General features: G+C 37.7%; 18 protein-coding genes. 6 read left to right on the top strand and 12 right to left on the bottom strand.

Going from position 1 to position 22,984, the window contains the following annotated elements; genetic code table 11:
• Positions 1 to 192: 192 nt before the first annotated feature.
• The 7 genes from recN to HMJ38_RS21850 form a co-directional block, all read right to left on the bottom strand.
• On the bottom strand, positions 193 to 1,845 hold the full coding sequence (recN, locus tag HMJ38_RS21880) for a DNA repair protein RecN (RefSeq protein WP_194976578.1): 1,653 nt from the start codon (positions 1,843 to 1,845) through the stop codon (positions 193 to 195).
• A 46-nt stretch (positions 1,846 to 1,891) separates the two neighbouring features.
• A complete protein-coding gene (gene porD / locus HMJ38_RS21875; RefSeq protein ID WP_194976577.1) occupies positions 1,892 to 2,794 on the bottom strand; it encodes a type IX secretion system protein PorD in 903 nt (300 codons plus the stop codon).
• A gap of 38 nt (positions 2,795 to 2,832) precedes the next feature.
• Complete coding sequence (coaBC, locus tag HMJ38_RS21870; RefSeq protein ID WP_194976576.1) at positions 2,833 to 4,041, bottom strand: bifunctional phosphopantothenoylcysteine decarboxylase/phosphopantothenate--cysteine ligase CoaBC; 1,209 nt, start codon at positions 4,039 to 4,041, stop codon at positions 2,833 to 2,835.
• A complete protein-coding gene (locus HMJ38_RS21865; protein ID WP_194976575.1) occupies positions 4,041 to 4,358 on the bottom strand; it encodes a DNA-directed RNA polymerase subunit omega in 318 nt (105 codons plus the stop codon). Before HMJ38_RS21865 ends, coaBC begins: the two co-directional genes overlap by 1 nt.
• 4 nt (positions 4,359 to 4,362) lie before the next feature.
• Positions 4,363 to 5,295 (bottom strand): outer membrane protein assembly factor BamD, encoded by a 933-nt coding sequence (locus HMJ38_RS21860; protein ID WP_194976574.1) that lies wholly within the window; start codon positions 5,293 to 5,295, stop codon positions 4,363 to 4,365.
• Between the two features lie 70 nt (positions 5,296 to 5,365).
• Positions 5,366 to 6,073 carry a T9SS type A sorting domain-containing protein gene (locus HMJ38_RS21855; protein WP_194976573.1) on the bottom strand — a complete coding sequence of 236 codons (708 nt, stop codon included), beginning with the start codon at positions 6,071 to 6,073 and terminating at the stop codon, positions 5,366 to 5,368.
• 188 nt (positions 6,074 to 6,261) lie between these two features.
• Positions 6,262 to 7,878 carry an OstA-like protein gene (locus HMJ38_RS21850; RefSeq protein WP_194976572.1) on the bottom strand — a complete coding sequence of 539 codons (1,617 nt, stop codon included), beginning with the start codon at positions 7,876 to 7,878 and terminating at the stop codon, positions 6,262 to 6,264.
• 49 nt (positions 7,879 to 7,927) lie between these two features.
• Between HMJ38_RS21850 and tilS the strand changes: the two genes are divergently transcribed.
• From tilS to HMJ38_RS21825, 5 genes are all read left to right on the top strand, one after another.
• Positions 7,928 to 9,247, top strand: coding sequence for a tRNA lysidine(34) synthetase TilS (gene tilS, locus HMJ38_RS21845; protein WP_194976571.1), 1,320 nt, complete (start codon positions 7,928 to 7,930; stop codon positions 9,245 to 9,247).
• On the top strand, positions 9,247 to 9,774 hold the full coding sequence (locus HMJ38_RS21840) for a Crp/Fnr family transcriptional regulator (RefSeq protein WP_194976622.1): 528 nt from the start codon (positions 9,247 to 9,249) through the stop codon (positions 9,772 to 9,774). Before tilS ends, HMJ38_RS21840 begins: the two co-directional genes overlap by 1 nt.
• A 157-nt stretch (positions 9,775 to 9,931) precedes the next feature.
• The gene (mdh, locus tag HMJ38_RS21835) at positions 9,932 to 10,870 is read left to right on the top strand and encodes a malate dehydrogenase (RefSeq protein WP_194976570.1); all 939 of its coding nucleotides are present in this window, start codon (positions 9,932 to 9,934) and stop codon (positions 10,868 to 10,870) included.
• 101 nt (positions 10,871 to 10,971) lie between these two features.
• The gene (locus HMJ38_RS21830; protein ID WP_317174584.1) at positions 10,972 to 13,692 is read left to right on the top strand and encodes a hypothetical protein; all 2,721 of its coding nucleotides are present in this window, start codon (positions 10,972 to 10,974) and stop codon (positions 13,690 to 13,692) included.
• Between the two features lie 111 nt (positions 13,693 to 13,803).
• A complete protein-coding gene (locus tag HMJ38_RS21825) occupies positions 13,804 to 15,480 on the top strand; it encodes a mechanosensitive ion channel family protein (RefSeq protein WP_194976569.1) in 1,677 nt (558 codons plus the stop codon).
• A 32-nt stretch (positions 15,481 to 15,512) separates the two neighbouring features.
• Here HMJ38_RS21825 and HMJ38_RS21820 read toward each other — a convergent pair whose 3' ends face one another.
• The 5 genes from HMJ38_RS21820 to HMJ38_RS21805 all read right to left on the bottom strand — a co-directional run bounded on the left by HMJ38_RS21820 (position 15,513) and on the right by HMJ38_RS21805 (position 21,763).
• A complete protein-coding gene (locus tag HMJ38_RS21820; RefSeq protein WP_228780206.1) occupies positions 15,513 to 17,141 on the bottom strand; it encodes a hypothetical protein in 1,629 nt (542 codons plus the stop codon).
• 11 nt (positions 17,142 to 17,152) lie between these two features.
• Positions 17,153 to 18,310, bottom strand: a complete 1,158-nt coding sequence (locus HMJ38_RS21815; RefSeq protein WP_194976568.1) for a DUF4249 domain-containing protein — start codon at positions 18,308 to 18,310, stop codon at positions 17,153 to 17,155.
• A complete protein-coding gene (locus HMJ38_RS21810) occupies positions 18,310 to 20,454 on the bottom strand; it encodes a TonB-dependent receptor plug domain-containing protein (RefSeq protein ID WP_228780205.1) in 2,145 nt (714 codons plus the stop codon). The genes HMJ38_RS21815 and HMJ38_RS21810 overlap by 1 nt, the downstream gene beginning before the upstream one ends.
• A 170-nt stretch (positions 20,455 to 20,624) precedes the next feature.
• Positions 20,625 to 21,062 (bottom strand): hypothetical protein, encoded by a 438-nt coding sequence (locus HMJ38_RS25410; protein WP_228780204.1) that lies wholly within the window; start codon positions 21,060 to 21,062, stop codon positions 20,625 to 20,627.
• Complete coding sequence (locus tag HMJ38_RS21805) at positions 21,059 to 21,763, bottom strand: hypothetical protein (RefSeq protein ID WP_194976567.1); 705 nt, start codon at positions 21,761 to 21,763, stop codon at positions 21,059 to 21,061. Before HMJ38_RS21805 ends, HMJ38_RS25410 begins: the two co-directional genes overlap by 4 nt.
• A gap of 148 nt (positions 21,764 to 21,911) precedes the next feature.
• Here HMJ38_RS21805 and HMJ38_RS21800 point away from each other — a divergent pair, with 148 nt between their 5' ends.
• On the top strand, positions 21,912 to 22,832 hold the full coding sequence (locus HMJ38_RS21800; RefSeq protein ID WP_194976566.1) for a sugar phosphate isomerase/epimerase family protein: 921 nt from the start codon (positions 21,912 to 21,914) through the stop codon (positions 22,830 to 22,832).
• Positions 22,833 to 22,984 lie beyond the last annotated feature (152 nt).

Genomic DNA, 22,984 nt, shown 5'->3' with positions numbered 1-22,984 from the left:
AGCTATTATAAAAAGATTTTGCCTTGTCACCTCGATCCCGATAACAGTACGGAAGAGAGGTCTAATATACCTAAGGGCAGAATAGATTTCTCTCTTCGTTCGATATGAACAAGGAGAAGCCTTTGACACATTTGATCAGAAAAAAGTATTCAGCCATTTCAAATAAGGTGGTTTGGATAATTTGTCACCTCCCTACCTCTCCAACAACTCTCTGGCGTTTTCAAATGCAGTATTGGATGGATTTTCTCCGGCTATCATTTTGGCTATTTCCAGGATTCTTTCTTCTCCTTGGAGCAATTTGATCTTGCTGATGGTTTTTTCGGAACTATTGTCCTTGTAGACAAAATAATGCTGATTGCCTTTGGCGGCTACTTGAGGGAGGTGACTGATACAGATTACTTGATGTTTTTTGGCAATATCCTGCATCATGCGTACCATTTGCAGTGCCACTTCACCTGAGACTCCTGTATCTATTTCATCAAAAATGAGCGTAGGGAGCGCCATTTTATCGGCCATGATGTATTTGATGGCAAAAATCAACCGGGAAAATTCACCGCCTGAAGCCACCTGTTTGAGGACCTGAGGTTTGACGCCTTTGTTGGCGGAAAAAAGGATATCAATTTTGTCAAGCCCGTTTTTGGTAGGCTGGATTTTTTCTTGGGAAAACTCAATTTGGGCGTTCTCCATACCCAATTGTTGCAACAGTGAAGAAAGTTCCTTCGCAAAGGGCTGAAATGCAGAGACCCGCCTTTTTGACAGAACCTCACCTTTTTCCAGTAAATCCTTTTCCGCCAGATCTTTTTCTACTTGAAGCTTTTCCAATGCCTCATCCAGATTTTCTACCTGAAAGACCTTGTCGGCCAATTCTCTTTCCAACTTCATCAATTCTTCTACAGAATCAACACCATGTTTTTGTTGAAGGTGATAGATTTTACTTAACCTTTCTCTGACAGTTTCCAGTTTTTCAAAATCCACTTCAATAAGCGCGTCTTCTTCCTCCAAACTTGCAGCAACGTCTTTCAGCTCGATCAACACACTTTTGAATCTTTCGCCATAAGGTTCAAATTTATGGGCAAATCTCATCAATTGCTGAACACCTTGATTTGCCAATGCCAAAGTCTTTAATCCTCCAAATTCTTCATTTTCCAGCTGAGAGAGTATTTCTTGGATTTTAGATTTGATATCCTCTGCATTTTCAAGAATCTCCTGTTCATTTTCCAATTCTTCCTGTTCACCTTCCGTCAATCTCAAAGCAGAAAGTTCTTCTAATTGGAATTTATTGAAATCAGCTTCTTTTTTGAGTTCAAAAGCTTCATTGGATAATTTTTCTAAGTCTTTCTTTTTTTCTTGGTAAATTTTGAAAGACAGGCCATAGGATGATTTTTCTTTTTTGCTTGCAGAAAATGCATCTACAAGGCCAAGCTGATATTCTCCTTCACCTATCTGTAGATTATCATGTTGGGAATGAATATCCATTAAAAATTTACCCAATTCTTTAAGGGTTTCTAGCCTTACCGGTGTATCATTGATAAATGCCCGGGATTTTCCTGAAGGGCTAATTTCCCTACGGATGATTGATTCACGCTCAAAGTCCAGGTCTTCATTTTTAAAAAAATCTTCCAACCCATAATCTTGAATCGAAAAATTACCCTCTACCACACACTTTTTGTCAATGTCAAGCAAGGCTTTGGTATCTGCCCTGTTTCCCAATAAAAGGCCTACTGCTCCCAACATGATAGACTTGCCTGCACCCGTTTCTCCGGTGATCATATTCAATGATTTATTCGGTTCCATTTCCAGACTTTGGATCAAAGCATAATTGGTAATGGAGAGGGATTTGAGCATGGTTTTGTTAGAATGATAGGTGTTACAAATCTAATAAAAATTGATCTCAACCTTTAAGGAGATCATTGTATCTTCTTGCATTGTTTGGGTCTACTTTTAAAAGCAGTTCAACAGCCTCAGTACGGATTTCTTTTGGTGCATTTCTTAGAATCTTGCTGATTTCATCTCCTTTGGCATCAATAAAAGCAATGGTGAAGATACTGTTGGGTTGTGCTTCGTTGGCCTGTACCACCAAGCGTATCGCTTCTACTATATTGGTGTAGGCTTCTTGGGGGTTGGAAATGATGACATCAAGACCCTTTCTGTGGTATAGATATACAGCTTCCCTAATTGGTGCAAAAACAGAGGAAGTATAAATGTCATTGATCAGCCAATATCGGTTTCTCCTATCACTGGGATTGGAACCCCATCCTGGTCTTTGGGTTTGTTGGGCATTATTGACAATGGTATTGGCGATTTCAAAAAATTGATCTCCACCTCTCAAAGCAAAACTGTCGTAGTCAAATCCTAATGAGATATAAGCATAGTAGGCAAGTAAAGAACTGATATTATTGAGAAAAGAAAATCTGTTGAATTCCAATGGCTGTGAAAGAATAAATTCAAAGGACCAGTTTCGGTCAATAAAATTCATAACCAATGATTCATAGTTGGTTCCAAAAACAGGTCGGACAGTTTGGACCTGAACTGTGGCATTGTAAAATCCTACTTGTGGCATGTCGCTGATGGTGATCAGCATGTTTCCTTTGATTCTTTCTGCGGGTTGGAATTGGTCTCCAGTCCAAGACCTGCCATTGAGAAATTGTTCAAAATTAACTTTCATATCTTCAAAAATACCAGATTCCTGAGTCCTTGCCCTGTCACTGTTGATGATGACTGTGAAATTCAATTCTTGACTGTAACCTTGGACAAGGATGAGATAGAAAAAAAAGGGTAATAAGTATTTCCTCATAATGAATTTTATCTTTAAAGATAACGATAATTCAGTACTCAGATTTTAATTGGAAGATTTTTTATCCCATCCAAAATCATTTCAGCAATTTGTTTTTTTGGAAGTACTTCTGAAACCACAGACCTTCCGTCGGCAAAAAATAGACTTACTTTATTGGTATCCAACTGAAAGCCCGCACCGGTATCTTTCATGGAATTCAGAACAATCAGGTCAAAATTCTTTTTTTCAAGTTTTGATTTGGCATGGAATTCCTCATTTTCAGTTTCAAGAGCAAAACCGACGTGGATTTGATGCGGAAGTTTTTCTTTACCTAAAGAAAGTGCGATATCAACATTTTTGACTAAATCCAACGTCATTCCTTCACCTTCTTTTTTGATTTTTTCAACAGCAGCATTTCTAGGAGCATAATCTGCAACAGCGGCAGCAAATACACTAATATCCATTTTGGGATGAATTTCAGCAGCCGCTTGATGCATGTCCTTTGCACTTCGGACTGGATATATCCTAATATTTGGATTTTTTGGTTTTTTTGCGCCCAGTCCGAGGACTAAATATACTTCAGCACCTTCTTCTGCAAACGCATCTGCCAAAGCAGCTCCCATTTTTCCTGAGGAATGATTACTGATAAACCTGACAGGGTCTAATGCTTCTTGTGTAGGTCCAGAAGTCAACAAAACTTTTTTTCCTTTGAATGCTTGGCTTTTTGAGAAGTGAGAAATAACATGTTCCAGAATATTTTCCGGTTCCATCATTCTACCTTGACCCGAAAGTCCGCTTGCAAGCTCTCCTTCTTCAGCATCGAGAATAAGGTTGCCGAATGAAAGGATGGTTTCAAGATTTTTTCTGACAGATGGATGTTGGTACATGTCCAAGTCCATGGCCGGAGCGACCATCACAGGACACCGTGCTGAGAGGTAAGTGGCCGCCATGAGATTATCGCAGATGCCATTTGCCAATTTGGCCAAAGTATTTGCTGAAATAGGGGCAATTAAAAACAAATCAGCCCAAAGACCCAAATCGACATGATTGGTCCACACTCCTGATTTGGGATCATAAAACTCATGATGTACCGGATGCTTGGAAAGGGTAGCCATAGTCAGGGGCGTTATAAAATCAAGAGCGGAAGTACTCATGATTACCTGTACTTCCGCACCTTCTTTGAATAATAACCGCGTAAGGCTTGCAGATTTATAGGCTGCAATACTGCCCGTTATTCCCAATAAAATCCGTTTGCCCCTAAGTTGCATTACTCTCCTTCTGAAGATGTATCAGGATGTCTATAATATAATTTCCCATCCATAAACTCCTCCATGGCCAAGTTTGTAGGTTTAGGCATTCTTTCATAGAATTTGGAGATTTCAATCTGCTCTTTATTTTCAAAAACTTCTTCAAGGTTATCTACCGTGGAAGCAAATTCCGAAAGTTTGTTATTCAACTCTTCCTTCATGGTTGAAGATATCTGTTTTGCTCTTTGAGAGACAATATGGATTGATTCGTAAAGGTTGCCAGTTGGTTCGGAAACTTTATCCAAATCTCTAGTGATAATTGATGGATTAACGGCCATATGATTAGTTATTTTTAATTTCTGTTGATAATTCTTTAGTAGCTTCAGGCTGATTCATTTTGGCTGCTTCAGCTTCTAATTTTGCTTTTGCCAATTGCTCTTCATACTCCTTTTTTACTTTGAGATGGGCGACAAGCTCAGTTTGAGATTCTTTAATCAAAGTCTCAATACTTCCTAAGTATTTGCTTTCCGGATACCTTCTTTTAAATTGATCTCCATATTTGGATACATCCTTAAGTCTTTCTTCTTTTTTGTCAAATACACTTCGTTCACCATATGCTAAGGATACTTCTACCAATTTAAATCCCAATTCTTCATTATGTTTGCTATCAGGATATGCCTTTGCAAAGTTTTGGAAATTAATGATACAAGCCCTATAAAATTCGCCGGGATATAAACCTTCGGTCAACCTCAAATAGAGCATGGATTCCTGATAAGCCTTTTCCTCAAATCTCACCTGAAGATCATCAATCATAGCGGTGGCCCTTTCATAGGAATCTGATTCGGGAAACCTACTAATAAATAGCTGTATCGCGTTTACCGCATCATGACTGCTTTTTTGATCAAGATTATAATCAGGCGCATCAAGATATAAAGAATAAGCATTCATAAACAATGCTTCTTCTGCAAGAGGGCTTCTGTTGTAAGTTTGATAAAATGTATTGAAGTATCCTGCAGACTCAATATATCTTTTCATTCTAAAATGACTGTAAGCATAATTGAAATCAGCAAGTTCTGCTTTTTCGCTCCCTCTGATGACAGGTAGAACTTTGTCGTACAAAATAATTGCTTTGCTATATTCTCCTGCATTGTAATAGGTATTGGCGGACTCGTACAGTTCTTCCCAATTGGTGCTTTTTTCTAATTTATAGAAATCGCCACAAGAAGAAGTTGCCAATAAGAACAAAAGAAGGATGAATGGACTAAGGTTTTTCATTATTTTTTGGAGGCGCAAATATAAGGGAATAATCATACTAATCCAATTGTTCAAAATCCTTGGAATTTGCTTACTTCTTAACAACGAGTTTTTTGGTCACTATATTTTTGTTGTCAACAAATAAGGTATAAAAATAAACTCCTGGATTGAGGTCAGCCACATTGATGACTAGACTTTTTTGGGCCGGTTCTAGCAGGTATTCGGCTACAGGATTCCCTATGAAGCTATTGATTGTAATTTTTGCTGTCGTATTTGGATTTTTGAATTCATAATCTATTTGGGCAATCCTATTACTCGGATTGGGATAGACACTACCTATTGAAATATCTTTGTGATTGGTTTCTTCAATACTTGGATTGAAAACATCATATATAGCTTCAATGACGAAAACATCCCTTATATTTTCCGTATTGGTGAAATGAAGGTCGAAATTACCTTTTGTTTCCGTGATACCTAAATCAAACTCTAAGTATAAATCAGTAAATATTTCCCCTGGTGCAAGTATTAAATGGATTTTAGCCATATCCCTTTTTGGATCGAAGCATTTATCGGCAATACAAAGTTTAATGTTTTGAGAAGAGCCGATATTACCACGTAAAAACTTAAGGCTATATTCTACAGGTTGATTACTTTGGTTCTGAATGATTAAGGATTTGCGCTGTGCTGTGCCTATTTTTCCATTGAATTCAATATTTTCGGACAACACACGCACCTGTGCGTCCGAGTAAGTCGGAAGCAGCATAAGTATGAGCGCAAAAAGTACGAAAATCTTTTTCATGTAAATTTTTTATCAATAGGCTGGCAACTGTTTTGAAGCAATTCATTTTTAACTACGTATAAAAATACCAAATAGGTTTGAACTATTAACCATTTCGGGGTTAAAATTTGTTAACCTTAATGAAATTTTTTTTTAATGTCTCCGTTAATGAAAATTTAAATTTTACAGTTTCAGCAAAAGCCCAAAGCTTACTCCCCTGATTTAAGTTTTTCCTTAATTAATTTTTGTATTTCCTCCTCTTCAGGATAAGGTATAACAGCATCTGGCTCGTTGAAAAAATTAAATTGATTTTCTTCTCTTTTTCTTGGGGTTCTCCATGAGAAAATGTCCTCCATACTCGGTTTTTCATTTTCTCTCCATTTAAAACCCTCCAATTCACGCTCGTCATCTTCCAACAAATGAGGCGGTTTGAAGGATCCTTCAGGCTTGACCAGCCAGTTTGTTTTGACCAATCTACCGTCATCAAAAAACATAATGATATTGGCGCAGAGCATTTTATTCATACCTCGAAGTGTTGAGTCACCTATGAGGTCGTAGTAAATCGATTCACCGTTACCTTGGATATGAAGCTTACTCATTTTTTGTTCTTTGAAATAGCCTGTCATCTTTCGGCCTTTCATTTGATTGAAATTACCAATGGTGTCCCTTGTTATGGTAAAGGCTTTTTGATTGAGATAAACCATATCTATTTCCTCATTTGCTATCAAAAACCTAATGCTATCTGCCGATATTTGACTTTTATTGTCCCATAAGATCGGGTCTTGATAGAGATGTATGGTGGAATCAGCGTAGATATATGCCAGAGAATCTGATCTTCCATATAAGCTGGATTTAATTAAACGTATATTGTTGAAGGCCAGTAAATGCCGTTCTTCTGCATTTTCACTGTCTTGAGAAATCAAAGTGTCAGCAATCATATACATGGTGTCTGCTTCAAAATATTTCTGGACCAATGCATTGCCATAAACCAAACTGTATTTATTTTCTTCCCAGTATTTGCCTTCTTCACCGAAAATCTCTATTTCACGTTCTTTGTTCAGGACACTGACGTTGACTTTTCCTTCATAATACTTCTGGTTTTCATCATAGAAGAGTGTTTCAGCATATACTTTACTGGTTTCTGTTTCGGCATCTCCGTCATAAAATCTAAAAATCTTATTCTCAGTATCGTAAAAACTACCCTTTTGAGCATTTAACTTATTTCCTTCTTTTGAAATAATATTGGTAACTCCTATCGTTTCTGAAGTTTTGGGGACTGTCCGATAGATCAAAAAGTTTGTTCTCAAAGTATAATCAGGGTTGACAAGAATCACATCTTCGGTAAAAGTGATTTTCTCAATTGCTGTCTCGTAAACACCATTTTCACTGGTAAGTACGTTGGTACTATCAACTACTTTCCCGTCATTGAAATATTTGGCTATCCCCGTAGTTCTGTCATAATCCAGGAATTCGGTGTACAAAGTTGTCGATTCATTTTGGAATACCACATTATTTCTGAGTTTGGCGATTTTGGTGTTGCCGTCATATTCTGCATATCTACTATTGGTGGTAATCGGATCTACTTGATCAACAATCCTCACATTTCCATAGAGTATAGCTTTATTTTCACTTCTGTAAAAATGAGCAGAATCACAATAAATCAGGGAGTTTTGGTGCTTCATCCTTACATTTTGAAGGAGCCTCTCAAAGCCTCCCGCACCTTGGAGTAGGTCAGCTTGTTGGATCTCCAGCATGTTCTGAGCTGTGGAGGCCTGTACAATTATCAGAAAAATAAGGGTGATTAGAAAATATGTGTTTTTGATCATTTGATTTGAAATCGATCCCAAAATTAACCAAAAATGGTATTTTTGATTTATGAAAGACCTTTTTAAAATTCATATACGTTCGAAAAATCTTTTAGATTTAGAGAAATCATACCTTTTGGCAATAAGCGGTGGGATTGACAGTGTTTGCTTAGGGCACTTATTGCATGGTTTAGGTGTCAAATTTTCGCTAGGACATGTCAATTTTCAATTGCGGGGAAAGGAAAGTGAAGAAGATGAGGCATTCGTAAAAGCGTTAGCTGCAAAATGGGAAGTGCCTTTATTTCTTACCAAGACCAAAAAAGAAATGTTTAAGACTATTGGAAAATCCACTCAGATGGCAGCAAGGGATTTCAGGTATGATTGGTTTGAGGGATTGGTCAAAGATAATGGTTTCGATGGTGTTTTAGTAGCACACCAATTTGAGGATCAAATTGAAACCATTTTTCTTAACCTATTGAGGGGAACAGGGATAGAGGGACTTTATGGGATGGCAGAAAAAAGAGGAAACATCCTAAGACCTTTGCTACCGTTTTCAAGGTCGCTTATAAGATCTTATATGGAGGAAAATGGACTTACATGGAGAAATGACAGCAGCAACGACACAAATGATTACAAAAGAAATCTATTGCGAAACAGGGTTTTACCCACCTTAAGCGAGGATTTTCCGGATGGCCTTCAGGTATTGGATATGAGTTTCAAAAGATTGAAGGATACTGGAAAGGCTTTTTTTGACCTATTTGGATTATGGCGTGACCAATATGTCCGGTGGGAAAATGGGTATCAGTATCTTGAAATTGCCAGCATAAAGAAATTGTCAGGAAAGCAATCCATGTTGTATTATTGGTTGCGGGATTTTGGTTTTTCATATTTTGATGTACAGGATGTTATTAAGTCAATAGACATTGGTGAACCAGGCAAAACATTCTATGCAGGGGAATATATGTTGAATTTGGATAGAGACATATTGATCCTAGGCAAAAATGATTTTGAATGGGAGGACGTAGAGTTGGATTCCTACGACATTGAATTGAATCTTAGGTCGCACAAGTATGATATCCTTCGATTTGATCACGATTTTGAAATTGAACGTTCCTCTGAAAATGCCATGTTAGACTTGAAAAAACTTAAATTTCCCCTTCGGGTCAGAAGATGGGAACAAGGAGATAGGATTATACCCTTGGGAATGAACAAAGAAAAAAAAATCAGTGATTTATTAGTAGATTTGAAAGTGCCCTTGATCAAAAAGAAGCAAGTATTGGTGCTTCTTTCAGGGGATGAGATTGCTTGGTTGGTAGGATATCGTATCAGTGATCACTTCAAATGCACGGAATCCACAAAACAGGTTTTGTATTTTAAAAAAGTAATATGATGATCAATCCTTTTTCAAAAACTTTTAGTGCCTCAGAATTAGAAACTTTCCAGTTTCTGGCTCAAATCAGATTTTTTGAAAAATTGAAGAACTCTGAAATGGCCCGTTTTCTTTCAGCTATTCATTACAGAAAATATGCTAAGGATGAGGTGATATTTTTCAGGGGCGATCCTAGTCATGCTTTCTATGTGGTTAAATCAGGGCTTGTCAATCTTACTCTTGATATCAAAGATGATTTTGAGGTAATTAAAGAAGTCAGAAAAATGGAAGGCTTTGGGGAAAATTGCTTGCTGGAAAATACAAAAAGGATTTATACTGCTGTGGTATTTTCAGAGCAGGCAGAGCTGCTGGTGATACCTCATTTTTCTATTCATGAGATTTTTGATAATAATCCGAAAATCAAAGCCAAAATGATGACTTCATTAGCTGAATTTTATAATGAGAATAATCATCGTCTGTTTAAATCCTACAAAAGCTCTTTTGGCTTCTTCAATTTGGGTGAGATGTTTGATACTTCTTCTAGGTAACCTTTTTGACAAAATTATTTTTTTATCTATATCGATTAGCAAAACACTAAGAGTATACAGTGAAGTTATCACAGTATTACTTTATTAAATAGGCTTTGTTTAATAACTTAGCGCCACTTTTAAACCAAAGTTAAAAACTTAAAATAATCATATAATCATGACAAAAGTAACAGTAGTAGGTGCCGGAAATGTAGGTGCTACATGCGCAGACGTATTGGCTTACAGAGAGATTGCCGAGGAAATAGTATTGATTGATATCAAAGAAGGAATTGCAGAAGGCAAAGCTCTGGATATCTGGCAAAAAGCCCCGATCAATCAGTATGACAGCAGAACTGTTGGAAGTACGAATGATTACAGTAAAACTGCCAATTCAGATGTAGTAGTGATTACTTCGGGTTTGCCAAGGAAGCCGGGCATGACCCGTGACGACCTGATCGAGACCAATGCAGGTATCGTGAAGTCAGTCACCGAAAGTGTGGTGAAATATTCACCAAATGCTATCATCATAGTTGTCTCAAACCCACTTGATGTGATGACTTATCAGGCACATATCACCTCCAATCTGCCGCGAACGAAAGTGATCGGTATGGCAGGTATCCTTGATACAGCTAGATACAGGGCGTTTATTGCAGAAGAACTTAATATATCTCCAAAGGAAATCCAAGCTATTCTTATGGGCGGCCATGGTGATACAATGGTTCCCTTACCAAGATATACGACTGTGGCCGGGATTCCTGTAACAGAAATGATAGATGCTGATAAACTCGATGCAATCATCGAAAGAACGAAGTTCGGTGGTGGGGAATTGGTGAAGTTAATGGGTACTTCTGCGTGGTATGCACCGGGCTCGGCTGCCGCGCAAATGGTAGAATCGATTTTGAAAAACCAAAGGAGAGTATTCCCAGTGTGTATCAAATTGGACGGTGAATATGGTATTGATGATTGTTACCTTGGAGTGCCTGTGATTTTGGGTAAAAACGGAGTTGAAAAGGTAATCGAATTGGATCTCAATGAAGAGGAAAAAACGCTATTGGAAGTTTCAAGAGGCCATGTCAAAGAAGTCATGAGTGTATTGGATAAAATCTCCAGTAAATAAGCTCTTGAACGATTTAATTCAAAATCCCGGTTTTATATCGGGATTTTTTGTTTTTTTGTCTTTTGAGTTTTGAAGCCACCCAGCCAATATCCCACCTGAAAGTGAAAAAAATAATATTTGCCCTTTTGATTTTGCTTGTCTTCGGTATTGGGGGTTTTTTTGCCTACAAAAATATTTTTAGGGAAAAACCCAGAAATGCCTTAGAGTTGGTTTCTACAGATGCGGTCTTGGTTTTTGAAACCTATCAAGCCGTTATGGCCTGGAATCAATTGGTCACTCAGCCTGTTTGGGGAAGATTGTCAGGTATTCCGGCACTCCAACAGGCAGAACAAAGTTTGCTGTTTTTGGACAGTCTCGTCGGAAGATCCGGGAATCTTGAAAGGTATCTCAAGGGAAATCAGCTTTCAATATCTTTGCACCCTGTTGGTAAAGAGGAATTTGATTTTTTGTTTATTCTCGCGATGCCACAGAATTCAGATTTTGGATTGGTCACTCAACTGGAAAATAAATTGGGGAATTCGGTGTCTATTTCCTCCAGAAACTACAGCAATGTCAAAGTAAAAGAATTTAGAAGCAAAGAAAATGATAAGGAATTGACCTACGCAAGGGTTGGAAATCTTCAAATTTTAAGTTTCACATCATTTTTGGTAGAGGATGCAATCAGACATTCGCAAAATAATGCTTTGGGAGGATTCAAAGAGAAACATGAAGATTTACTGGAAGCTCTTCCCATTCCTACTGGCCTTGGTGTCATCAGACTTGGGAGTGATGGTCTGAGCAATTTTGTAAAAGTGGTCACCATGGAACCCAACCATTTAGGATTGGATGATTTTTTCAAAAATAAGATCTCAGCTAATCTTGAACTGAAATTTGGTGAAAGTCGGATTTTGCTTGAGGGATTGGCCTTAATTGGAGAGCAGACCAATATGGGATTCTCAGCCAATTCGCAAGATGCAATTACCTTTTTCGAGGATTTTATTTCCAATAGAACGGCAGCATATTATCAATATCAGTTGGGAAGAATTCAGCAAATATTTGATTTACTGGATACGGAATTCACGCTAAAAAGCACCGTGTTGGGTGAAATTGATAATGGACTTATCCAACAGGGTTTTTTCAATGACTTTACTGGACATATTGGCTTGGTTTATTTAGAGAAATTGAACCAGGAAGCACAAGATAAATTGCTTTTTCTAGGCACAAAAGATGCCCAAAGGCAATTGGATTTACTAGAGAAATTCACTATTGGTTATGAAATAGAAGTTGACAGTTCGCGATTTAAGGATAGTTACCGGGGGAAGGAGATTCTGATCATCGCTACCGAGGAATTTCCGGCCCATTTGTTCAATGGTAATTTTTTAGGTTTTGACAACACCTACGTGACCATGTTTGGTAATGTACTTGTTTTTGGCAACAGCATCAAAGCTTTGAAAATATTCATCGATGATGTTGCCAATGACAATGTCTGGAGTAAAACGCTGAAACATAAAAAAATCTTAGAAGATCTTTCATCTGATTCCGTATATGATTTTGTGCTTGATATTTCCCGTTTTTGGCCAAATATCCTTGATGCAAGTTCTCCCAACTGGAAATCATTTTTTCAAAAATATGCCCCACAATTTCAAGCAATTGATAAGACATTTGTGAAGCTGTACAAGGATGGTAATCAACTCAACGTCAGATTGGAATTGTCCTACAATCCTTCAGAACCAAAGTTGGGGCAACAAGTAGTCTTGGTGGAAAGCTCCTCGGTCACATTTAATGATAAACTGATTTTTGGGCCAAAAAGTATTCAGAACTTCAATGACAAAAGTGTTGACTTCATAATTCAGGATGAGAAAAACAATATTCATCTCATCACAAATGAAGGAGAGTTTGTGTTTTCTTATGAGCTTGATGGTCCTGTGATATCCGAAATATTTCAGTTTGATTATTATAAAAACAACAAACTTCAGCTGCTTTTTGCCACGAAGAATTTTATATATGCCATAGATAGGTTTGGGAATTTACTTCCTGATTTCCCAATCAGATTTTCTCAGGGAATTATTTCCCATATCAATTTATTGGATTATGATAATAACCGTGATTATAGATTTTTTGTAAGTACTATGGAAGGAGATTTGTATTTGACAGATCAGTCGGGAAAAATCTTAGAGGGTTGGAATCCTAAAAAAATCAACTCGCCAATTTCAATTAAACCTGCCCACCACAGAATTGCTGGTATAGGAGACAGAATGTTGGCCTTGGCAAATTCTGGTGAATTGTATTTGTACAATAGAAGAGGAGATGCCGAATTGGGAAGTCCTATAAGATTAGGGGAAAGTCTAGGAACTGATTACATTTTGTTGGAAAGAGGTAGTGCAAAAGAAACCCGATTGGTGACTGTTACACAAACCGGTGAAATTGTAATGGTAAATTTCTTAGGAGAAATTACCTATAGAAATCAGCTGATGAGACCCGATAGAGAATCCGAGTTCCATTTGATCAAGGACCAAAAAGATGACAGGTATCTTTTTGCCGTCCATCAATACAACAAAGTTTCAATCCTTGATTCGGATAGTCAGGTACTTTTCTCAAAGGATATTTTTTCTGATGACCTGCAATTCCAATATTTTTCTTTTGCAGCAGATAAAAATATTTTTGTGGTGCTTGACAGGAATCAGGGATTCATATTTCTATATGACCTTAAAGGGAATTTATTGACAACAAGGCCGATAGATGGTAGTCAGAAACTGGAAATGAAATTTTCAGCTGCACAAAATGAATATATCATTTATGTGGTCAGCAACAATAAATTCTCTGAATACCGACTTCCTGTGTAACATCAACTTTCTGGAATTTACTCGTTTCCGGTTTAGAAAACCAGCAATTTCCATTTTGGTTTTCCATTGGAAAGGATATTATTAACTTTGCGGCCAAATTGAATCAAAGACATGTATAAAAAGAAATATTTAATTCCACTGATTTTTTCATTGTTGATTTATTCAGGTCAGGGTTTTGGACAGATTGTTCTTGATGAAAATCAAATTCCGATTCCTCTGGAAGATTTTCAAAGTCTGAATACCCCATATACTGCTACACTTAGTTTTTTTTATAATCTCAGGGAAGATAATTATGATCCTAAAATCGCTGCTGAGGCCTTGAAGCTTTCTCCCGATAATAAATCAGAGGCTGAAAAGCTGGCAATTAAGTTAAAGCAGATTTTTGATGGAAATGGGGTTTATGTAAGAATATCAGAAATCCCAAATGATCCTGATTACATCGATAGTCTCTATAGCAATCAGGCAAAATTCTTCTTTGATGCCAAAAAACTTCCCTTGGTATATTTAGAAAAGACAGGAAGAGAGTGGAAATTCAGTGCTTTTACGGTTTCTCAAATTGAAGAAATGCATAGGGAAACCTATCCTTATGGTACTGACCGGCTACTTAATTTCCTGCCCAAATTGGGAAATCAGGTTTATCTTGGATTACACTTTTGGCAATTAGCTGGCTTGTTTATTCTGATTTTGCTGCTATTTCTTTCTCATAAGATTATTACAGTATTGTTGGATAAAGTATTCCTGTATGTCGTGGTCAAGCTAGGATATGCTTATGTTGGGAAGAAATATCTGCTTCCTGTAGCAAGAGTGACCAGTATTTACCTGATTGTAGTGATTTCATCACTTTTCATCAGACTTTTGCAGCTTCCGATAGAGGTAGTGGCCTTTGTGTTAAAGATTTTGAATGCGGCAAAACCATTGATCATTACCATTGTTTTTTACAAAATCGTGGATATCGTAGCCATGTATTTTGCCAAATTGGCTGATAAGACCGAATCTACCCTCGATGACCAATTGGTCCCCTTGTTGCGAAAGACCCTCAAAGCATTTGTGGTCATTGTGGGTACCTTGTTTGTGCTTAAAGAGGGTTTGGAGGTAGATATTGTGCCTTTCCTTACAGGACTTTCTATTGGTGGTCTTGCTTTTGCTTTGGCAGCGCAGGATACGATCAAGAATTTTTTTGGATCAATCATGATTTTTATAGACAAACCTTTTCAGGTGGGTGATTGGATTACCTCAGGAGATGTAGATGGTACTGTAGAAGAGGTCGGGTTTAGGTCAACGAGAGTACGGACTTTCCGAAATTCAGTGATGTATATTCCGAATGGAAAAATAGCAGATTCTACCATTGATAATCATGGGTTAAGGCATTTCAGGAGATTTTATACCACATTGACAATTACCTATGACACACCGCCTCAGTTGATTGAGGTTTTTGTAGAAGGTTTGAGGAAAATTGTTGATAACCACCCCAATACGAGAAAAAATGTTTATCATATTTATTTCAATAACCTGTCAGCCTACTCTCAGGATATCATGTTTTACATCTTTTTCGAAGTGCCTAATTGGGCCGAAGAATTGAAATGTAGACATGAAATTTTGGTGTCAATTGTCAGTTTGGCAAACGGTTTGGGTGTTCGGTTTGCCTTTCCAACTCAGACTTTACACATGGAAAGTTTTCCTGAAAAAAACACACTTGTGCCTAGTTACAATTCAGAAGCAGCAATTTACCAAGGAAAATTGCAGGAATTTTTGACAAATGAATTGACCAAGAAAGACTCTCCAAAGTAAATATTTGAGCAAATTGTCTAATAGGGACTGGTCTAATCTTCAACTTGGAGGATGTTTGTGAAGTATTTCATATTCCCGTTTGCTTCCACTATACTGATGAGGATTTCATAATCTCCTTTGATTTCTGAGGAGTATATTTTCAAATTTTCAGTTGGATAGGAGTTGTATCTCCAAAGCAAAGAAGTTCTGAAATCAGGGAAGTTGGGATCCTTAAGATCAATATTCAAATGTTGGGATTGAAGTGTTTTTGGCTTTTGGATTTCAGGATAGTTGAGATAGAGTGCTTTTTCAGGCAATTCAAATCCCCCAAAATCATTGTCAAAAGAAGTTAGGCTGATAACGCCCGAAAACTTATCCTTATTGAATGAAAACTCTCTGGTAATTACTTCAAGTTTCTGGATCTTGGTAGGGTTAAATTTTGCCAAGGCATCTGCATCAAAAATGGGCATTGCGTCTAATAAGATCAGAGGATTTTCTCTAAAGACATCATTTAACGGTGCATTGGAAACTTTGAATAGCGTTTTTTTGGATTGCTTCCTTACCCAAACCTCCGGTATATATTCCCTTAAGGTAGTTTCCACATCATCAAATCTTGTATAGTCATCGAGCATATAAGTATTGTCGGGCAGAAAACCCGTGACAACTGGCAAGTCTTCGGCATTTTCCAAAGGGTAAAAGTATGTAGCTACTTGAGATGAAAGAATCAGGTCCATCAAAAATTCCTTGTCATGAGACTTCAAATTTAAATTAGGAAAAACAAAGTCCTCTTTGAATTTGAATGGTAAAAAAGGTGAAACTGGGCTGAAATTGAGTTGATTTTCTATGTCTGAAGATTGAGCGATCAAGAATGCATAATCGCTGAAAGCACCCAATTCAAAATAAAGGTCTCCGGTCAAATTTGGTTTGGAGGAAACGACTATGGACTGAATACCATGTGCAGATACAAAGAATGTTTCGGTTGTGTCAATTTTTGGATTCAGGTTTTTTGCTGCAATGATATGTCCATAGGGTTCGGGGACAAGAGATTGGTCTATGGGAAATTCCATGTAAATCCTGCCATCAATATGACCATGGAGCAATTCAGGTAAAAAAGGATTAAGGATAGAAACTGAAACAGTGGTAGATTTAGTTTTGAAATTTTCAGGGATTTCAAAAATAAGTTCTTGTTTTGTTTTAGTGATTATTTTTTCATCAAGGTGGGCTTTTAAATTTGTAAAAACATACTTTATGGATTGGTCTGAAGTAGGAAAAGTTCTTGGAGATTTCTTTGGATTGATAATGGTTATAAATTGGTTAAAAACCCCTTCTTCGCTTAGTAAAGGACTGACTCTAGTATAGAATCTTAATAAATAGTGGTCAGATTCGAGTTCATTTGGTATAATAAGATATCCTTCGCTACTATGGGATTCTAAAGCATGCATGGATTGAAGGACAGGTAGGCCATCTCTATTAATTAGTTCCGCATATAAGATTTTCGAATTTCGATTCTGGTTTTCAGTTATCTTTATATTTACAGAAAACCAGATAGTTTCTCCTGCAACAGCTATATTCTTTGAAACATGTGCACTGATAGTCTCGGCAAAATCATTTTGACTTTGAACCAAAATTGGATGAAGCATCAAAAGAAATGACAACCAAATTAAAGGACCTATTTTTTTCATTTTAATGCTCATCAATCTTCCCAGAATTCAGGTCTTACATTGCTTCCTCTCAAGGTACAGTCTGCGCATCTTGCTTCAGCCCCCCTGTAGCCTAATACTGCCCCCATAGAATTTACTACTTGAACAACAGGGATAAAATTGGGTCCCGAAAACTCTATATAAGAGGAAGTTGGAGGAATAGTGTCCAACTCTAATTGGCACTCTAGGTAATCAGGGATAAATACAGGCCATGGCCTGACTTCCTGAACATTAATATACAGCCTTTCGCTTCTTGATTTTCCCATACTCACATATCCTATTGCAACTTTGTTTGTGGAATTTACAGGATTGATATTCCCCCTTATCAATGAAGGAAGTGGGCTGAAAATTCCACCTATATCCTCTGTATTTTTTCTCATAATTTCCCAAAAATCAAAAGCGTCTTTATCTAAAGCCCTTTGCCTCAAAGAAAAACTGTAGCGAGTCATCAGTTTTTCGGAAAGATTGGGAATAAAGACCATATCTTTTTGAATACTGTAATTGGCAAACCTTCCTGCATTTTCCAATAAAACACGGTTGACTTTGTTGTCCAACCAACACAATGCTATCTGCTGTTCAGGTTTCCTTAGGTCGATCCCATTTGTTGTAGGATTAAAAATAAAAGGTGATGGAAACGGAGGTCTAAAGAGCCATGTTTCTTCATAATCCCAAAGGAAATACACTGCATCTTCATTTCCTTGGGTACTGACATGGATGCTAACACCATCTTCATTTCTTGTAAAACCAACATTTTGAATTGGCGGACTGATCTTAGGGATCATCGGATCGGATTCATATTCTTGATTGTTGCTGAGTAATATATTGATTTTGTAGGTTAGATTGGGATCAAAGGTTCCGGTAAGCCTGTAAGTTCCCGGTTCTTTTTCCACAAATTCCCAAGATTCATTATTTTCAGAAATCAGTGTGATACTGGCTCCTGATTCTTCCCGAAGTCGGGTTTCGGCCCTCAATGGGATAGACCTGCTGAGTTTCAATATGGACTCTTGAGCATCTATCTCAATAAAACCTTCCACCACAAGGTAATTCAAATCTGTAGTGGTCACATCGGGTTCAAAAGGGTCCCGGCATCCAATTATTGCCATGAAAGGAAGAAGGAATAAAGTAAATATATAAAGAAGTCTTTTCCCCATTAGATTCTGAAATTATAGGTAATAAATGGAATTGGCTGAGCAAATATTGAAAGCTGATATCCCTGTAAAATCCCGTTGACAGGCGTGAAATAAACAGAGTATGGGTTTCTTCTCCCTAGAAGATTGTAGACACCTATCGACCAAGAAGAATGTGCCAGTTTTCGAATTTTGTGATTGCCTTCAATATTGACTGAGAAATCAAGTCTGAAGTAATCGGGTATCCGGAATTCATTCCGATCTGAAAAAAAGACTCTTTCAGAACCGCCATAGTTGAATTTGGCAATGGGAAGGGTGATAGGCCTTCCGGTACTGTAATTGGCATTGATAGACGTGCTTAAGCGTTTACTCCATTCATAATTACCAACCAAGACTGCATTATGTGGCTGATCAAAATTATTAGGGTACCAATTACCGTCATTGATTTTTTCGGCGGTTTCTTCCTCAGCAGTCCTGAGGAGAGACCTTGAATAGGTGTAACTGACCCATCCGTTCAATTTCCCAATATTTTTTCTTAATAATACCTCTACGCCATAAGCCCTGCCGTCAGTTCTTAGGATATCCTGCTCAATGGTATTGTTTAACAACAAGGTAGAACCTGATCTGAAATCAATCAGGTTTCTCATATTCCGATGATAGGTTTCGAGGGAAAACTCATATGCGTCAATCTTGAGGTTTCGGTAATATCCTATAGAAATCTGATCACCCCATTGAGGTCTTATATTTGGGTCGCTGAGTTTCCAAACATCTGTTGGAGCAATGGCCGCATTGTTGGTCAAAAGATGGATAAACTGTCTGTTTGTATTGTAACCGGCCTTTACTGAAGAAACATTATTCAAAATATACCTACCAGAAACTCTGAACTCAGGTCCATGATAAACATTGATGGTCTCACCTGATCCAAAACTTCGTTCACCTATCAATGTTGATGAAGATATGGGTTGGCCTTGTTCATATATTCTTTCAGTATTCGGACCCAAATATTGATACACCACATACCTGCCCCCATAATTCACAGATAACCTGTCATTGATTTCAAAATCATCCCCCAGATAAAATGCTGTTTCCATTGCCCTTTCGTGATTGACTTCCTCCGAGACTACTATGGATTCCTCACCCAATGGGGTAATAAAACCAGGTTGCAACCTGTAACTAATAGTACTTGCGCCAAAATTAAGCTTGTGTCTTTCATTGAGGGCATAAGTGAAGTTGGCCTTAAGGAAATATTGTTTGATATCAAAACCTAAATCAAATGAACTGGCGGGGTTATCTCTGCCCTCAATACCAAAATTGTAATGATCTCTTCCTACTACAGTTTCCAATTCCAATCTTTCATTGAAATAGTGCACCCAGGATAAATTGAAGTTTTGGTTTTGGTATTGGAATAAGGTGTCTTTGTCAAATCTGAAATTGTCACTGCTGAGATATGAATTGAGCCTGATAATGTTTTTGGGATTGATCTTGTGAGAAACATTGAAATTGAAATCATAGAAAGAAGCTCTGGCATTATTTAGGTCTGTATTTTCCTCGAGGACATTCAACAGCCAATCAGAATAGGTGGACCTGCCTCCTACGATAAATGTTGTATTTTCCCCAATGGGCCCTTCTACAGTCAGTCGGCCTGTAAGTAAGCCTATTCCTCCTTTAACCCTGATTTTTTCAGAGTCACCGTATTTGGCATTGACGTCAAGTACTGAAGAAAGCCGTCCGCCATATTTGGTAGGAATCCCTGCTTTATACAAGTCCACTGATTCGACCATGTCAGGATTAAATGCAGAAAACAATCCAAAAAGATGGGATGGATTATAGATGGTCGCATGGTTGAAAAGGATAAGATTCTGATCAGCAGCGCCTCCTCTGACATTGAATCCTACACTTGCCTCACCGACAGTCTGCACACCCGGCAACGTCAGAATACTTCTGATCACATCCACTTCCCCCAAAATTGCCGGGATTCTCTTCATGGCTTGTATGTTCAGTTTTTGAACCCCCATCTCCGGTCTTGAAATGTTTGTCATTTTTTCTGAACTGACCACCACTTCGGAGAGACTGATGACATTTTCTTCAATGGCGATGTCTAAAATCCCATCCCCTTGCAGGCTGATCTGCCTTTGTTCTACAAAACCACCTAGATTTTGGATAAACAAAGTGTGTCTTCCAAGAGGTAGTCTGATTTGGAATTCACCATTCTCATTGGCTATGGCTCTTATGAAATTTATTTTCTCAAAAACTATCGCTCCAAAAACAGGATTTCCGGTTTCTATACCGGTGACCCTACTTTGAAGAACAGCCTCCTGACCTGTGGAGCGAGTGCCGATTACATAAAGCTTGTTTCTGGAAAAGGTCCTTTCGATATCTGAAAGCCTTGCGAGGCTGTCCTGTTTAGTGATATCAGTCTTTGGTAAAAAAAATCCTCCGTTAATCCGAGATCCAATTTTTTTCCTTTGGTGATAAAGACCCTGTTTTTTTCATCAATAGTGAAGACAAAATCTGTATTATCAAAAATCCCGGAGAGAACCTGATCGAGTGTGTTGTCTATGGCACTGATATTAACAGTTAGATCTTGTAATTCCTCCTCAGAAAAGTAGAATTTGAAATTCTTTGAAGCTTCGATCTGCTGTATAAACCTTTTAAAAGGAATTCCGGCAAAAAGACCATTGATAGTCTCATCCCCTGTTTTGGGATTTACCTGGCCTTCTGAAATACCAACACCTAAAATAAAGCCTATTAATAGGAATATAAGGCTTTTTTTCATGGTACTTGTTGGTTATGGTATGCTGTCAAAAATCCAAGAAAAGCCCTTGGATTCCCACGAAAGTAGATCCCATTTTTTTTCAGTTCTTTCAAAAGTTCTTTTTTCTCCAATCCCAAAAATTCAAAAGCCTGTTTCCTTTTTTTAACCACTATGACCTGTTTATTTTTTTTCAATAAATAATCCGAGTCCTCAGTAAAATAGCCACTGTATTTGCCAACCTCTTTTTTGGCACTTGTTGTTTTGTAATGTTTACACAATAATTGGGCATCTCCATCTTTTACCAATTCATAAAATCCGCTATTATGATGAGGATAGGTATCATTGTTTTCAATCTGGACAAAAACGGATTTCTCGGGAGTAAACAATATAAAAGCATTGATTTTTTCACTGTTGAGAAGAATTTTTTGACTGTGTACTGGATGGAATGTGATTATTTGATCTTTTTGGATATTGTACAAAAGTGGAACAGATTCATAAGTCAGTCCATTGATGGTAATCGTACCGTTTTCAAAACTTTTTGATTTGAAATATGGATTGCCCTCTATATTTGGTGGAGGATCTACATAATATCCTCCACTGATTACTTCCTGATGGAAGGGAATGTTGGTTAGATAGGTTCTTTCCAGTTCAGATTGAGCCTGTGCAATGGTAATAACATTTAGAAATAGGCTTCCCAAAATGGAAAAAAATATGCTTTTCATAGGTTTATGAGGGTACTGTAAATTAGTGGTTTGAATATATCAAAAAATATTAGGTCAATTTTATTCTATCCTTTCGATTTACATGGATGGTAGAAAAAAAGCTTCTGGATTTATTAATATTAAATTTCAACAATCTTATTATATTCAAATGATCACAAGACGCAATGCCATCAAATCAATAAGCCTAGGTGCCGGACTTTTTTTGACAAGCAGTGCTGCGAAAGGCCAAGTATCAAAAAAAGAGAGTCAATTTAGTTTTTGCCTCAACACAAGTACCATTATGGGGCAAAATCCCGGGCTGCTTGGTTATTTGGAAATTGCCGCAAAAGCAGGTTATGATGGTGTTGAACTTTGGATAAGGGATATTCAGGCATTTTTAGAAGCGGGTAATTCGATGGCTTCTCTAAGAAAACATCTGAATGATTCCGGATTGAAATTTGAAAATGCCATTGGATTTGCCCCTTGGATGGTGGATGATGATCAAAAAAGGAAGGCCGGTTTTGAGCAAATGGAGAAGGAAATGGACATGCTGGCAGAATTGGGCTGTAAGAGAGTTGCCGCCCCCGCTGCGGGGGTTACAGGTCACTTGGATTTGTTCAAAGCGGGGGAGAGATACAGGGAACTTTTGAATCTTGGAAGGAAAACCGGGGTCATGCCACAGTTGGAATTCTGGGGAGCATTTCCATATTTTAATCATTTAGGTCAAGTTCTGATGGTGGCAGCAGTAGCCAATGATCCGGAGGCAAGGGTTTTACCTGATGTGTACCACCTTTATAGAGGTGGTTCAGGCTATGATGGGCTGAAGATGCTCAATGGAAATCTGATAGAGGTTTTTCATATGAATGATTTTATCGATACCATACCAAGAGAAAAGCAAGAGGACAAAGACAGGGTGTATCCGGGCGATGGTGCAGCACCTATAAAACAAATCCTGACAGATCTCAAGGATATGGGAGGGGAAAAGGTGCTGTCCTTGGAACTATTCAACCAAGATTATTGGAAACAGGATGCCCTTCAAGTTGCCCGCTTGGGATTGACTAAAATGAAAAAATTGGTAGCGGAGATTTGAACGAAAGTTAATATTTGAGTTTCATTTGCTAAATGAAATAATAAGGCCTTCTTGGAAAATTCCTTCGGAATTGAGAAGTAGGGTTAAAACTAAACTCTACTTTCTTTTTCTCTTTGGTTTCCGGATGATTTTGAAGTCAATTTTGGTACGGG

Source organism: Aquiflexum lacus, assembly GCF_015476655.1.
Classification (GTDB): Bacteria; Bacteroidota; Bacteroidia; order Cytophagales; family Cyclobacteriaceae; genus Aquiflexum; species Aquiflexum lacus.
The sequence above is the reverse complement of the archived record's forward strand: the minus strand, read 5'-3'. Positions and strand labels throughout refer to the sequence as shown.